The 14,877-nt window shown below is 37.9% G+C and carries 11 protein-coding genes and 2 pseudogenes; 10 read left to right on the top strand and 3 right to left on the bottom strand.

What is annotated here, in order from left to right:
* The first annotated feature begins 16 nt into the window (after nucleotides 1-16).
* Together STRIC_RS06880 and STRIC_RS06875 are read left to right on the top strand one after the other, a co-directional pair.
* Nucleotides 17-421: a GNAT family N-acetyltransferase gene (locus STRIC_RS06880; protein WP_008089071.1), complete on the top strand. Its 405-nt coding sequence runs from the start codon at nucleotides 17-19 to the stop codon at nucleotides 419-421.
* Between the two features lie 4 nt (nucleotides 422-425).
* Nucleotides 426-761, top strand: a pseudogene (locus STRIC_RS06875) (peptide deformylase); the annotation flags it as partial.
* Between the two features lie 42 nt (nucleotides 762-803).
* Here the strand turns inward: STRIC_RS06875 and STRIC_RS06870 are convergent.
* Nucleotides 804-2,826, bottom strand: a pseudogene (locus tag STRIC_RS06870) (surface-anchored 5'-nucleotidase).
* Nucleotides 2,827-3,273: 447 nt separating this feature from the next.
* Here STRIC_RS06870 and STRIC_RS06865 point away from each other — a divergent pair.
* The 6 genes from STRIC_RS06865 to fni all read left to right on the top strand — a co-directional run bounded on the left by STRIC_RS06865 (nucleotide 3,274) and on the right by fni (nucleotide 10,732).
* Complete coding sequence (locus STRIC_RS06865; protein ID WP_008088678.1) at nucleotides 3,274-4,995, top strand: ABC transporter ATP-binding protein; 1,722 nt, start codon at nucleotides 3,274-3,276, stop codon at nucleotides 4,993-4,995.
* 1 nt (nucleotide 4,996) lies between these two features.
* Complete coding sequence (locus STRIC_RS06860; RefSeq protein WP_008089092.1) at nucleotides 4,997-6,742, top strand: ABC transporter ATP-binding protein; 1,746 nt, start codon at nucleotides 4,997-4,999, stop codon at nucleotides 6,740-6,742.
* A 200-nt stretch (nucleotides 6,743-6,942) separates the two neighbouring features.
* Nucleotides 6,943-7,821, top strand: coding sequence for a mevalonate kinase (gene mvk, locus STRIC_RS06855; protein ID WP_008088747.1), 879 nt, complete (start codon nucleotides 6,943-6,945; stop codon nucleotides 7,819-7,821).
* Nucleotides 7,803-8,747: a diphosphomevalonate decarboxylase gene (gene mvaD / locus STRIC_RS06850; RefSeq protein ID WP_040832118.1), complete on the top strand. Its 945-nt coding sequence runs from the start codon at nucleotides 7,803-7,805 to the stop codon at nucleotides 8,745-8,747. The genes mvk and mvaD overlap by 19 nt, the downstream gene beginning before the upstream one ends.
* Nucleotides 8,740-9,759: a phosphomevalonate kinase gene (locus STRIC_RS06845; RefSeq protein ID WP_008089455.1), complete on the top strand. Its 1,020-nt coding sequence runs from the start codon at nucleotides 8,740-8,742 to the stop codon at nucleotides 9,757-9,759. The genes mvaD and STRIC_RS06845 overlap by 8 nt, the downstream gene beginning before the upstream one ends.
* Nucleotides 9,740-10,732, top strand: a complete 993-nt coding sequence (fni, locus tag STRIC_RS06840) for a type 2 isopentenyl-diphosphate Delta-isomerase (RefSeq protein WP_008089564.1) — start codon at nucleotides 9,740-9,742, stop codon at nucleotides 10,730-10,732. Before STRIC_RS06845 ends, fni begins: the two co-directional genes overlap by 20 nt.
* Nucleotides 10,733-10,806: 74 nt before the next feature.
* Here the strand turns inward: fni and STRIC_RS06835 are convergent, their stop codons facing one another.
* Together STRIC_RS06835 and STRIC_RS06830 are read right to left on the bottom strand one after the other, a co-directional pair.
* Nucleotides 10,807-12,087: a hydroxymethylglutaryl-CoA reductase, degradative gene (locus STRIC_RS06835; RefSeq protein ID WP_008089216.1), complete on the bottom strand. Its 1,281-nt coding sequence runs from the start codon at nucleotides 12,085-12,087 to the stop codon at nucleotides 10,807-10,809.
* On the bottom strand, nucleotides 12,074-13,255 hold the full coding sequence (locus tag STRIC_RS06830; protein WP_008088942.1) for a hydroxymethylglutaryl-CoA synthase: 1,182 nt from the start codon (nucleotides 13,253-13,255) through the stop codon (nucleotides 12,074-12,076). The genes STRIC_RS06835 and STRIC_RS06830 overlap by 14 nt, the downstream gene beginning before the upstream one ends.
* 202 nt (nucleotides 13,256-13,457) lie before the next feature.
* Between STRIC_RS06830 and STRIC_RS06825 the strand changes: the two genes are divergently transcribed.
* Both STRIC_RS06825 and STRIC_RS06820 read left to right on the top strand, forming a co-directional pair.
* Nucleotides 13,458-14,297, top strand: coding sequence for a thymidylate synthase (locus STRIC_RS06825; RefSeq protein ID WP_008088771.1), 840 nt, complete (start codon nucleotides 13,458-13,460; stop codon nucleotides 14,295-14,297).
* An 80-nt stretch (nucleotides 14,298-14,377) separates the two neighbouring features.
* On the top strand, nucleotides 14,378-14,875 hold the full coding sequence (locus tag STRIC_RS06820; protein ID WP_008088788.1) for a dihydrofolate reductase: 498 nt from the start codon (nucleotides 14,378-14,380) through the stop codon (nucleotides 14,873-14,875).
* Nucleotides 14,876-14,877 lie beyond the last annotated feature (2 nt).

Below are 14,877 nucleotides of genomic sequence, written 5' to 3'. Positions count from 1 at the left end.
TGGGGTGAGGTGACTCATGGAATTTAAACTATTTGGCTCTGAAGAATTGGATGCTGTTAAAGCACTCTATAAAGAAATGTTTTGGACCTCCTATCTTTCTGATGGTATGTCGCTAGAGAGAGCTTTTGATAAGAGTTTGTATTGTTTAGGGGCTTTTGATAGGGGACAGTTAGTTGCTTTTGTTCGTTGTCTAGGAGACGGAGAACATTTGGTTTTTATTCAAGATTTGATCGTTGCAAAAAGTTATCATCGCCAGGGTATAGGAGGTCACTTATTGCAAGCTGTTTTCGATCATTTTCAACAGGTTCGTAGAATCCAATTAGTCACTGATCTCAATGACCAAAGAAGCAATGCTTTTTATCAGCATTTTAATATGAAAAGCTTAGACCAAGGGGAAATGATAGCTTATTTTAGGGAGTGAAAGAATGATTAAGCCAATAATAAAGGATATTCTAATGTTGCAAGTAAAGTCCCATCCAGCCAAGAAAGAGGATATTTGGATTGGAAAAGATTTACAAGATACCTTAGCTTTTCATCGTGATAAGTGTTTAGGTATGGCAGCCAACATGATTGGTGAAAGTAAGCGTGTTATTATTGTTAGTATGGGATTTGTAGACCTTGTGATGTTTAATCCGAGATTAGTCTCAAAAGAAGAGCCTTTTGAAACAGAAGAATCTTTTTTATCATTGACGGGTAGTCGCAAAACAAAACGCTATGACAAGATAAAAGTGACTTATCTTGATATGAACTGGAAAGAAAAATAAACCTAAAAGGCTAGCAGAGAAACTGCTGGCCTTTTAGGTTTATTTTTCTTTCTTTTTAAGAAGACTGAAGCTTCCTAATGTAAGGACTCCCATAAGCATCATTACCATAGAAGAGCTTTCTTGGCTTCCAGTATTTGGAAGGGTTTGTTTGTCTTTAGCAGACTTAGTAGTAAGTGGCATTACTTTAGCTGTTTTATCATTAGCTACAAGTGTTTCAGAAGGTGTTACCATATCTGAAACGAGTTCTGTTGAAATGATTTTACCGTCACGATCTCTATAGACACGATTGATAATATCATGTTTTCCAGCTTGATCTGTTTTTGTTGAACCTTCAAGGCTTGAAGTAACATAAGTTTTCACACTAGAGATACCAGCAGAAACTGGTTTTCCAGCAGCTTCTAAATCTTTAATGTATTCAATAAAGACTTCAGTGTCAGGATTGATAGCTCCTAATAATTTAGCATTTTTGAAGACTGAGAAGCCATCACCACCACCATACAAGAAGTCATTAACAACAAGGCTATAGTTAGCTGCTAAATCAAGCTCTTCACCGTTATCTTTATAGACTTTAACGACTTTGAATGGTACGGCTGGGTCATTAGAACCGCTATCTGTGTAAGTATATTTCAAGCCAGACATTTGAAGGAAGTACTTTTGACCGTCTCCATATTGTTGATTTAAAACATCATAAATTTGTTGGCCAGTCATCTCAATAATTTGAAGGATGTTACCAAATGGTTGGACAGCTTGGGCAGCTTCCCCATGTGATATCTTGGTTATCTTTAACAATCAAATCAGCACGGATACCACCATTATTTGTCATGGCAAAATCAACATTTGGGAATGTTTTTTTAGCGATTGTTAATTGTGCTGTTGTGACTAAGTTTTCAACTGGTGATTCTTTATCTTGGTTTTCAGCTCGAGTAATTGTTGAAGCGGTAGAAGCTGTTCCAATTTTCTTTTCAGTAACTGTTTTAACAATTTCATTGGCTTTATCAACGATAGCTTTGATATCTTGGCTACCTGTTTTAACACCTGGTGCTACTGCAATAATTTCAGCATCTGGTACTGCTACGAAATCTTGAGTATCAGTGTCAAGTTTTCCACGAACGTCAGCGTATGCTTTTCCTTGAGAGACAGCTTGAACCACACGTGTTTTACCTAATGTACCATTAGTGTATTGGTGATTATGTCCTGCAAAGACCACGTCAACGCTATTGTCTGGGAAAAGTTTGTTTACTTTTTCAAGAACAGTTGCCATTTCATCATTGACAACGCCGTCTTTACTTGTTGCTGGAATGTGAGCTAGAACCACAATAGCATTGACGTTTTGACCTTGCAATTCTTTGGCATATTTAGCAATGGTTTCAGCTGCATCGATAAATTCGTATTTTTCGTAGTTTTGTTTTAAAACAAGATTTGGAATTTCCGTTGTAACAACCCCAATGAAACCAACTTTCACGGATTTGTCATTGATTGGAACTTCTTTAATAGCATATGGTTTCCAATTATAAGGAATTTCTTTTATTTCTTTGTCAATAACGTTCCCAATAACAATGGTTTGGTTAGAGGCTTGATGGTCATATTGTTTTGTGATGTCATTGATTTTTGAATCAGCAGCAGGTGCTTGACCTGTCATAATACGGTTGAACTCTGCTAAACCTTCATCAAACTCATGGTTACCAAGTGTTCCATATTCAAAATCCATTTTATTGAAAACTTGAACAGTTGGTTCGTCTTGTAATAATCCTGAGTTGGCAGGACTTGCTCCGACCATATCACCCGCTTGGACACGGATACTTGTACCTTCTGGACTTGCTTGCTTAAAGTCAGCTTGAGCATCATCAAGATAGGCATCTAATTGAGCAGCAGTACCAGCATTGGCTACTTTACCAACTGGTTGTGGCATGTATGCTGATCCAGTCGTGTCTAAGGCACTGTGGAAATCGTTGACGCCAAGTAATTGAACATCAACCTGATCGGCCTGAACACCAGCGACTAGCATAGAAAATCCAGCAAAGACACTTAAGACACTGCTTTTTAAAACAAGATGCTTTTTCATAAAATCTCCTAATAAGTTAAAGTAATTGTTACATTCTCAGTTTACTACTATTTAGGAGGGAATTCAATAAATATTAGCTAAAAAATGAAATATTTTCAATCATAAAAGCTCTTTTGAAAATGTAACCGTTTAAAACACAAACATTAGAAATAATACTTTTAAGAATGAAATGAAATTATTTTTAAAAAAGGGTTTACAAGCAATAGAAACTAGGGTAGGATGATAGACAGATTAAAAGAAAGGAGAATTTAATAATGAACAACTTACTTGGATTAAACCCTGTTTGTCTTCATCATCTCCTTTCTAACCGAAAAAGTTAGTTTCTTTTAGTGTGACTAATAGAAATAGAGCCCGCGGTAGGAAGGATATCTTACAGCGGGCTTTTTGTGTACAAAAATTAACCTTATCTTCATTAATTTGGTTAAACTATTAAAAAAGGAGGATATCATGTTATCCTTAATCAGTCACTATATCAAAGAAAAGAAATGGGTTTACCTTCTGATAGCTCTTTCGCTACTAGTATACGATGCTTCTTTAGTCATTCCTACAAAAGTGGTTCAGATTATTGTGGATCAAATGGCTAATAGCCGATTGACTAAGCAATCCTTGATATTTTATTTAGCCATTTTAGTAGGTGCCACGATGCTTTCTTACATTGCCGGCTACTTATGGCATTTAAAGCTTTTTCAAGAAGCTGTAGGTTTTAAATGTGATTTGCAGCAGAGAGCCTTTCGAAAACTGGTTTTTATGAGAACACCATTTTATGAAAAATTTCGATCAGGGGATATGATGACACACTTTTCTACGGATGTGGAAGGTTTGATGGACTTAATTGGTTATGGCTTGATGATTGTCTTATATGCTGGCGGAATGATTGCCTTTATCATTCCGACCATGTTTGTGATTTCATGGAAAATGACCTTATTAGGAATGTTACCAGTTATGGCCATGATGGGAATAACTTACTACATCAGTAAACGTCAAGATCTTCTGATTGAAGAGGCTCGTGAAGCCATTGCTAATCTTAGCGATGAAGTTTTAGAAACAGTAGAAGGAATTCGTGTCATGCGAGCTTATAGTCAAAAAGACTATTTAGCCAGTCATTTCCAAGAAAAAACAAAACGCTTGGCAGACAGATGGAATAAAATTGCTAGCTATCGGGGCCTTTACTTTCCTATTTCCAATGTCATGATCATGATAAGCACCGTCTTCATTTTGCTTTCGGGATTTCACTTTATTGAACAGGGGCAGGTCTCTTTGGGACAAGTTATTGCTTTGCAATTGTATTTGGTTTCTTTGGTAGAACCTTTTAGCATGCTATCTGATTTTATACTGGTTTATCAAACGGGGAAAACCTCATTTCATAAACTCAATGAATTAATTGAAACCGGTGATGATTTAGAAGTGAATGGTTCACAAGATTTAGACAGTTTTGAGCAAATCGTATTAAAGAACTATTATTTTAGTTATGCCAATAGCCATAAAGCAAGTTTGTCAGCCATTAACCTTCAGATTACAAAAGGTCAAACCTTGGGGATTGTTGGTAAAACAGGTGCTGGTAAAACCACTTTGGTTCGACAATTACTAAGACAATACCCTGTTGGAGAAGGGGACTTTCTTATTAACGGTCAGAATATTTTGTGCTATGATCGGCACAGTTTAGAAAGTCGTGTGGGCTATGTTCCTCAAGAACACACCTTGTTTTCACGAACCGTTTTGGAAAACATTGCCATGGGTAAGTCAGGAGCTAGCTTAGCAGAAGTTTCTGATGCCATTGAAACGGCTTGTTTTTCTTCTGATATTGCACAGATGTCAAAAGGTTTGGAACCGGAAATAGGAGAACGTGGTCTGTCCATCTCAGGAGGTCAGAAACAACGGATTTCAATAGCCAGAGCCTTTTTATCGCAACCAGATTTGTTAATTTTAGATGATTCCTTATCTGCCGTTGATGCTAAGACAGAAAGAGCTATTATTGAACATATTCAAGAGAAACGTCAAGGCAAGACCACTTTAATTGTTAGCCATCGTCTTTCAGCTGTCCAACACGCTGACTGGATTATTGTTCTGGATCAAGGCCGTATTATTGAAGAAGGTGACCCTATTCAACTCCTTAATCAAAAAGGTTGGTATTACCAACAATACCAACGTCAACAAGCACAGGAGGATTAAAATGACCTTATTTATAACATTAATTAAAGAGATAAAAGTGGTTCGATTTGCTTTTATCAGCGGTATCATACTTTTATTGTTGGCAACAGCTACAGGGCAAGTGACACCTTTGTTTTTACAAAATATGATTGACCACTATCTAACACCTCTAGCTAATGGAAAAACAGTTTCTTTTCAAGCCTTAGAAGGCCTAGCCATGCTTTTTTTAGGCATGATCTTACTAACCTCTCTTTTGCGCTATGCTTCCTATCGTATTCTGGTTTATTCTTCCAATCAAATTGTGACTAATTTAAGAAATCGAGCATTTGATGTGATGCAAGGTCTTCCAATTGCTTACTTTGATCATCAACCTGCGGGAAAAATCGCCACACGCATTGTCAATGACACAGAGACATTACGGAATCAATTCTATGATAATCTCTTGTCACAAATTATCATTTCGGTAACTCAAATCATCTTCATTTATGGAGTTATGATTTACCTTGATTTTAAATCAGGCCTTCTCTTATTACTAGTGTTACCCGTTTTTTATGGCTTACAATTGATCTACAAGCGCATGACAGATCAGCCTATGAAGGATTTTTATCAAGCCAGAAGTGTGATCAATACACAAGTCAATGAAACCATGAATGGTGCTTCAATCATCCAACTTTATCATCAAGAAGATAAGGTACTAAACGCTTTTGAACAAGAAATTCAGGTGATGAAAGAGGCTGATAATCGGATTATATTTGCCGACTCAGTAGCTTCTTGGACATTGACAGATTTGTTCAAGTATATGGTTATTGCTGGTGTTTTGGCTTTTATTGGTTTTCAATTTATTGAAGGACATAGTGCTGTAACAGTTGGTCGGTTATTTGTCTATATTAACTATCTGATACGCCTATTTGACCTATCAGGAATGCTGGTTAGGCAGTTACCAAATATTCAACGCTCAAGAGCGACTGGCAATCGCCTCATGCGTCTCTTAAATGAAAAAGTGGAAGAAGAAAGCCATCAAGCCATTCACATTAGTGAAGGAGCCGTGGTTTTTGATAAGGTTTCTTTCGCTTATGAAGAGGGGCATATGGTACTTTCAGATATTGAGATTGAGGCTAAAAAAGGACAAACCATAGCATTAGTAGGGCATACTGGATCAGGCAAATCATCTATTATGAATTTATTATATCGTTTCTATGGTCCACAAGTTGGGGAGATTAGAATAGACGGTCAATCTATCAGAGAGTTTTCAAGAGAAAGCTTACGTTCGCAAATGGGGATTGTCCTTCAAGACCCATATCTCTTTACGGGAACAATTGCCTCAAATATCAGAATGGGAAATCAAGCATTTACTGATCAAGAAGTCTTAGAGGCTCTTGAAAAAGTAGGAGCAGGGCCCATGATTGCTCGTTTAGAAAACGGTATTAATGAGCCTGTCTTTGAAAAAGGTGCTTCTTATTCTAGTGGTGAACGACAATTGATCGCTTTTGCTAGAACGCTTATCGCCAATCCTAAAATTTTGATTTTAGATGAGGCGACGTCTCATATTGATACAGAGACAGAAGATGTTATCCAAAAAGCAATGGAAGTTTTAAAAGCGGGTCGAACAACCTTTATCATTGCTCATAGACTTTCTACCATTCAGACAGCTGATCTTATCTTGGTACTTGATAAAGGAAAGATTGTCGAAAAGGGGAATCATCAAGAATTGATAGCACAGTCAGGACTCTATGCACAATTATCAAAACTACAAGAAAAAGTATCCTAAAAAAATTGAGAAAAGGGCTAGTGGCTTAAAACTGATACTAGTCTTTTTTAGTGAAAAGAAATCCAATAAAGGCTCTTATTTCAAAGTTTCTTTAAGTGGGCTTAAGAAAGTTAAAAAATAGTAGATAATCGTAATTTGTAAGGAATTAGTGTAAAATAGTAAGGTAAAAGATTAAATGATATGGTGTGACAATTGAGGATATGAATCAAAAATTTGGCCTTGGAAAGGCACATAGTAAAATCATTTTAATGGGGGAGCATTCTGTTGTCTATGGCTATCCTGCTATCGCCCTCCCTTTAAAAGATATTGAGGTTATTTGTAAGGTCTATCCTGCAAAAGACAAATTAACCTTTGATTTTTATGACACATTATCAACGGCTATTTATGCAGCCTTGGAACATCTAGGGAACCTTGATGAAGCCATTAGTTATGACATTATGTCAGAGGTTCCACAAAAGCGAGGAATGGGCTCATCGGCAGCAGTGTCGATAGCTGCCATTAGGGCAGTTTTTTCTTACTTTAAAACCCTTTTAGATGATGAATTGTTAGAAATATTGGTTAATAAAGCAGAAATTATTGCCCATACCAACCCAAGTGGTTTGGATGCGAAGACTTGCTTAAGTGAGCATGCTATTAAGTTTATCCGAAATATTGGTTTTGAAACGATTGAGATGGACTTGGAAGCTTTTTTAGTCATTGCTGATACAGGAATCCAAGGGCATACGCGAGAAGCTGTCAATAAGGTGGCTCAATATGAAGAAAGAAATCTGCCTCATCTCTCCCAATTGGGTTTTTTAGCAGAAACTGTTGAAAGAGCCATTAAAGTAAAAGATATTGAGCTTATCGGTCAATCGATGACGAGAGCACACGAGGCCTTGCAAGCTATTGGTGTTAGTGTGGAAAAAGCTGATCACTTGGTGGCATCTGCTTTAGAAGCAGGAGCATTAGGGGCTAAAATGACAGGTGGTGGTTTAGGAGGCTGTATGATAGCATTAGCTAATACATCCGCTCAAGCTCAGACCATTAGTGAAAAATTAAGAGAAGAAGGGGCCGTTAACACGTGGATCCAAATGTTGTAACTGTGACATCCTATGCAAATATTGCAATTATTAAATACTGGGGGAAAGAAAATCAAGAAAAAATGATTCCCTCAACCTCTAGTATTTCCTTGACTTTAGAGAATATGTACACCACAACCAGTGTTTCTTTTTTGCCTCAAGAGGCCAAGAGTGACCAATTCTATATCAATGGAAAATTACAAGATGATAAAGAGCACGCGAAAATAACAGCTATCATCAATCAATTTCGTCAAGAGGGGCAGGCTTTTGTTAAAGTCGACACCAACAATAACATGCCGACAGCAGCAGGACTTTCTTCGAGTTCTAGCGGGCTTTCAGCTTTAGTAAAAGCATGTAATCAGCTCTTTAAGTCAGGTTTAGATATTGAAGCTCTTGCTCAAAAAGCAAAGTTTGCTTCGGGCTCATCTTCGCGTTCTTTTTTTGGTCCTGTAACAGCTTGGGATAAAGATAGTGGCGCTATTTATAAGGTAGAAACTGATTTGAAACTAGCCATGATTATATTGGTTTTAGATGATACCAAAAAACCTGTTTCAAGTCGTGACGGAATGAAGCTATGTCGTGAAACATCAAGGAATTTTGACGACTGGATCAGACAATCAGAGCAAGATTATCAGCAGATGTTGACTTATCTTAAAGCTAATGATTTTGAGAAATTTGGTGAGCTAACAGAGGCTAATGCCTTAGCCATGCATGCGACGACCTTGACAGCCAATCCTTCTTTTTCTTATTTGACAGAAGCTTCTTACCTCGCCATGGAGCGAGTGAAAGCCTTGCGTCAAGAAGGTTTCTCATGTTATTTCACTATGGATGCGGGCCCAAATGTTAAGGTATTGTGTCTTGAAAAGGATCTCGAAACATTAGCAGAGATTCTAGGAGCCGACTATTCTATCATTGTGTCAAAAACAAAGGAACTGCCTGATGACTAATTACCGTGTGCAAACAGGTGGAAAGCTCTATCTTACAGGCGAATATGCTATTTTAAGTCCAGGTCAAAAAGCTTTAATCCACTATATTCCCATCTTGATGACAGCGACTATTGCGCCTTCTCAGACGATTGAGTTGACTTCTGACCTTTTTGATTATAGTGTAGGGATGACACCAGATGACAATTATGCTTTGATCCAAGACGCTATCAGCAACTTTTCTACTTACATTGGTAAAACACCACTAACCTTAAGTCCATTCTTCTTAACAATTAGCGGTAAGCTAGAAGAAGAAGGTAAAAAATTTGGCATTGGTTCTAGTGGCAGTGTTACACTCTTGGTTCTAAAAGCTTTAGCGGCATTTCATGAGCTTGATTTAAGCCCGGATTTACTTTTTAAACTAGCTACTTATACCCTATTAAAGAGAGGGGATAATGGCTCAATGGGTGATTTGGCTTGTATCGCTTATGAGCAGTTGGTGCTTTACCAATCCTTTGATCGCCAAAAAGTAAAGTCACAAATAGATCATTATAGCCTTCAAGACCTTTTGAAAGAGGATTGGGGCTATAAGATAGAAGCTCTCTCTCCTCGATTAACAGCTGATTTTTTAGTTGGCTGGACAAGAGTGCCCTCGATTTCCAAACTCATGATTGAGAAGGTTAAGAATCGCATTAGTTCCGATTTTTTAGCGGCTAGTCAGTCTTGTACGCAAGCAGCTGTGGCTGCCCTGAAATCGGGTGATCAGGCAGACTTTAAACAAGCAATTCAAGAATCGGGACAATTATTGAGTCAGTTGGATTCTGCCATTTATCATCCCAAATTAAAGTCCCTTGTCGAAGCGACACAAGATTTAGAAGCTGTTGCTAAATCCTCTGGTTCAGGTGGTGGCGATTGTGGCATTGCCTTTGTCTTTGAAAAAGATGATGTCAACAGACTAATAGGTCGCTGGCAAGAAGAGGAGATCAGTTTACTTTACCAAGAAAGTTGGAGGAAAAATGACCAATCGAAAAGATGACCATATTAACTTTGCTTTAGCTTATCAGTCTCCTTATAATTCCTTTGATGACATGGAATTAATCCATTGCTCTTTACCGAGTTTTGATGTGGATGACATTGATTTATCAACTCACTTTGCTGGTAGAGATTACGATTTTCCTTTTTACATCAATGCCATGACGGGTGGAAGCCAAAAAGCTCAAGCCATTAATGAAAAATTAGCTAAAGTAGCAGAAGCTACTGGAATATTAATGGTCACAGGCTCTTATAGTGCTGCTCTAAAAAATCCTGAAGATCAGTCTTATCACCTAAAAGAGCAGTGTCCAGATTTACAATTAGCCACCAATATCGGTCTTGATAAGCCCCTTACTTTAGGCTTACAAACCGTCCAAGAAATGAAGCCTTTGTTCTTGCAGGTTCATATCAATGTGATGCAAGAATTGCTGATGCCTGAAGGTGAGCGTGTCTTTCACACTTGGAAACCTCATTTAGAAGCTTATGCTAAGGAGATTCCTGTGCCGATTGTCTTAAAAGAAGTTGGTTTTGGAATGGATACCAAAACCATAGCATTTGCTCACCAATTAGGGATACAAACCTTTGACATCTCTGGTAGAGGGGGTACCTCTTTTGCTTATATCGAAAATCAAAGAGGTGGCAATCGCTCTTACCTTGATGATTGGGGACAATCAACGGTTCAGTGCTTGTTAAATGCTAGACACTTGGTGGATCAAGTGGAAATCTTAGCTTCAGGAGGAATCAGGCATCCTCTAGATATGGTTAAGTGCTTTGTCTTAGGTGCAAGAGCCGTTGGTTTGTCACGGACCATTCTTGAGCTTGTCGAAAAGCACTCCTTAGAAGAGGTTATAACTATTATCAATTCCTGGAAGTCGGATTTAAAATTATTGATGTGTGCCCTGGATTGTCAAACAATAGCTGACCTCCGTCAAGTAGACTATCTGCTATATGGCAAATTATATCAAGCCTCACACTAAGTTAAAAACCCTATCTGAAACTAATCTCACTGAGATTTAGAATCTGATAGGGTTTTTTGAGAGTTAATTTATTGTTATTTGTCTTGACGAAGAGACTTGAGCAGATTCTCTGCTTTTTCGAGATTCATAGGTTTATGATTCAGCAATAGTTTAACCAAATCTTTGACTTCTTTCTCACTAGCTCCCGCTAAAAGCGCCAGTGATTTGGCTTGTAACTTCATATGTCCAGCTTGAATACCAGAGGAAGTCAGAGCCTTAAGAGCTGCAAAATTTTGAGCTAAGCCAAGTGAAACAATCACTTGAGCTAACTCTTTGGCAGAAGGATTGTTAAGGAAGCGATGAGCAACAGAAACAGTAGGGTTGAGACCAATAGAGCCTCCTTTTGTTGCGATAGGCATAGGCAAACTGAGCTGACCAACTAGCTCTTGGTTGGCCTCGTCAAAGGTCCACTGACTTAAGCCTTTATATTGGCCATCTTTAGCCGCATAGGCATGCGCTCCAGCTTCAATAGCTCGCCAATCATTACCAGTAGCCATAACCACTGCATCAATACCATTGAAAATCCCTTTATTATGAGTAGCTGCTCGGTAAGGATCTACCTGAGCTAATTGACTGGCTAAGACCATTTTTTTAGCGAGTAAAAGGGCTTGTTCTTTTTCTGGGTTGAGATAACGTATGGGGATACGACAAGTTGTTTGAACCAAGGATTCTGTAGCATAGTTGGATAAAATAGCCATAAGACTTAGCCCTTGACTCAGAGATTCTAAGTCAGGAACCAGACTTTCCATCATGGTATTGACCATATTAGCTCCCATGGCTTCTTGCGTATCAATAGCTAGATAGACAATTAAAAAGTCGTCTTTTTCTTCGACATGAAGAGTTCTAGCGCCGCCCCCTCGCTTCATAATGGAAGGGTAGGCTTCATTAGCTTGTGATAAGAGACTTTCTTGATGTGATAGGATAGCTTGTTTAGCCTTTTCCATCGCTTTAATATCATAAAGAGCTACTTGCCCAATCATTTGTCGATTAAGTACTTTTGCGGAAAAGCCACCACAACGGCCAATTAATTTGGCTGCAAAAGAGGCTGCTGCTACAACAGAAGGTTCTTCGGTGACCATAGGAACATGATAGGATTTGCCATTCACTAAAAAATCAGGAGCCAAACTAAAAGGCAAAGCCAATCTGCCTAATACATTTTCTGTCATCTGATTAGCTGTGCTAAGAGGCAAGAGCTTATCTTGCTGAAGAGTAGTAAAGTCATCTTGACCTAAAAGTTCTTGCTCTTCAATGAGTTGGAGTCGTTCTTCAAGACTTTTTTTATAAAATCCTGTCCAATTTAGATTATCTTTTGTCATTGTTTTGATAAATTCGTTGATTGTTTTTGATTTCTACTAAGGCAAATTTGCCAGTCAGATAGCGATTAAATAAGGCATCCCCATTGTCATCAAGTGAAGCTTCTTCATAAAACAAACGTTCGTATTGATCAACAGTGAGAAGTTGGCGTTGGTCCAATTGCTTTTGGCGATCTTTTTTAAGCATCTGTTGGTAACCAGGCACTAAGTTTCCTGAAAAAATCTCGCTGACAGCTCCAGACCCATAGCTAAAGAAGCCAATTTTATCGCCAGCTTTTAAATTAGCACTGTTTTCTAAAAGAGAGAGGAAGCTGAGGTAAAGAGAACCAGTATAGATATTCCCAATTTGACGGTTATAACTAATGGAGGCTTCAAAAGCCTCTAAAAGCTTATCCCTTTGTTGGAGAGGTAGGGCTTCGGTGTCCTCAATGAGCTTTGTTAAGCCCTTTAGGGATAATTTTGGAAACGGAATGTGAAAGCAAAAAGCATCAAAGTGATTAAGGTCTGTTTTTTCTCTATCCTGATAAACTTTCCAAGTGGTTTCTAAGGAATCTAAATACTGCTTGGTTGAATAAAGGCCATCGACAAAAGGAGTATCAGTATAATTAGGCCGCCAAAAATCCATAATATCCCGTGTTTGAGAAAGATTGTCGTTGTTTAAAGCCAATATACGAGGATTTTCTGTGATTAACATGGTGATACTGCCCGCTCCTTGAGTGGGCTCTCCACTTGAAGCAATACCATATTTGGCAATATCGCTGGCAATTACTAAGACCCGTGATTTAGGATGGAGGGCAACGTGTAATCGGGCGTAATCAAGAGCAGCAGTACCGCTATAGCAAGCTTCCTTCATTTCAATAGAGCGAGCAAAAGGCTGAATTCCCATTAAGTGGTGAACATAAATGCTTGCTGCTTTGGATTGATCAATACTGGATTCTGTTGCCAGAATAACCATGTCAATCTCTTGTTTATCTTCTTCTGTTAAAATGTCATCTGCTGCTGAAGCAGCCAAAGTCACAATGTCTTCAGTAATAGGACTAATGCTCAAAGAGTCTAGTAGGAGTCCTTTTTTGAATTTGGCTGGATCTGTCTGGCGTGCGTCAGCTAAATCTTCCATTTTTAAGACATACTGACTAGTTGCAAAGCCAATTTTATCAATTCCAATTATCATAATTGTCCTTCTTATTTATTCTAATTTCTAGCTTCATCCATTTTATCATATTTTACAAAAAAATTAGTCGATTTAATCTAAATCAAGCCAGAGACTTTTTGACCACATTGGTGCTAATAAAAGACAAAATGGTTTTTATTCTGGTATTTTCATCAAAAATTAGATAAAATAGTAAGAAGTATGCTCTTAGGAAGGTTTTGACATGACAAAAGCAGATCGCGTATTTAAAGCTAATATTAAGAAAATAATAGATGAGGGTGTCTTTAGCGAACAAGCAAGACCAAAATACAAAGATGGGAAAACAGCTAATTCCAAATATATCACGGGTTCTTTTGCTGAATACGACTTATCAAAAGGGGAATTTCCTATCACAACTTTACGCCCTATTCCAATCAAATCCGCGATTAAGGAGCTGTTTTGGATTTATCAAGACCAAAGTAATAGCCTTGACCTTTTAGAAAATAAGTATCAGGTTCATTATTGGAATGAATGGGAAGTCGGTCAAACAAGAACAATTGGCGAACGTTATGGAGCCATTGTGAAAAAGCACAAGATTATTGAAAAACTATTAAAGCAATTGGCGGATAATCCATGGAATCGTCGTAATGTCATTTCCTTATGGGACTATGAAGCCTTTGAAGAGACAGAAGGGCTTTTGCCGTGTGCTTTTCAAACCATGTTCGATGTTAGACGAGTAGATGGCGAGCTTTATTTAGATGCGACATTAACTCAACGCTCTAATGATATGTTGGTAGCACATCATATTAATGCTATGCAATATGTTGCCTTGCAGATGATGATTGCTAAACACTTTGGTTGGAAAGTTGGTAAATTCTTCTACTTTGTCAATAATCTTCATATCTATGATAATCAGTTTCCCCAAGCCAATGAATTGCTCAAGCGAGAAGCCTCTGATTGTCAGCCAAAACTAGTTTTAAATGTACCTGATGGTACTAATTTCTTTGATATCAAGCCAGAAGATTTTGAGTTGCTTGAGTATCAACCAGTCAAACCACAATTAAAGTTTGACCTTGCTATATAGGGCTTGAGACGGATTTTTTTGTGAGCATTTTAATCGAAAATTTGATAAAATAAAGAAAGTTCAAATTGAAGGAAATAGAGATGACAAAGGAAATAATAGCCATTTGGGCAGAAGATCAGTCAGGCCTTATTGGTGTAGATGGTAAATTACCTTGGTACTTGCCAAAAGAACTCCAACACTTTAAAGAAACCACCTTAAATCAAGCCATTTTGATGGGACGAGTTACCTTTGAAGGGATGCAGCGCCGTCTCTTGCCCAATCGTCAAACCCTTGTCATGACACGAGACGAGACTTATCCTGTACCAGGAGTTGTAACTGTAACTAGTTTAGAGCAGGTCTTAGAGTGGTATCATGCTCAAGAAAAATCTCTTTATGTTATTGGTGGTAGCCAAGTTCTAGAAAGTTTTGATGGTCATTTTGATCGTATTATTAAAACAGTTGTTCACCATCGTTTTCAAGGAGATACTTATCGTCCTCAATTAGAGCTTAGTCACTTTGTTAAGGAAAAAGAAATCTTTTATCCTAAAGATGATAAAAATCCTTATGATTTTACAGTGACTATACTAGGACATGATTAAAG

It is taken from the genome of Streptococcus ictaluri 707-05 (assembly GCF_000188015.2).
In the GTDB taxonomy this organism is placed as follows: domain Bacteria; phylum Bacillota; class Bacilli; order Lactobacillales; family Streptococcaceae; genus Streptococcus; species Streptococcus ictaluri.
This window is presented reverse-complemented; position numbering and strand designations above follow the sequence as displayed.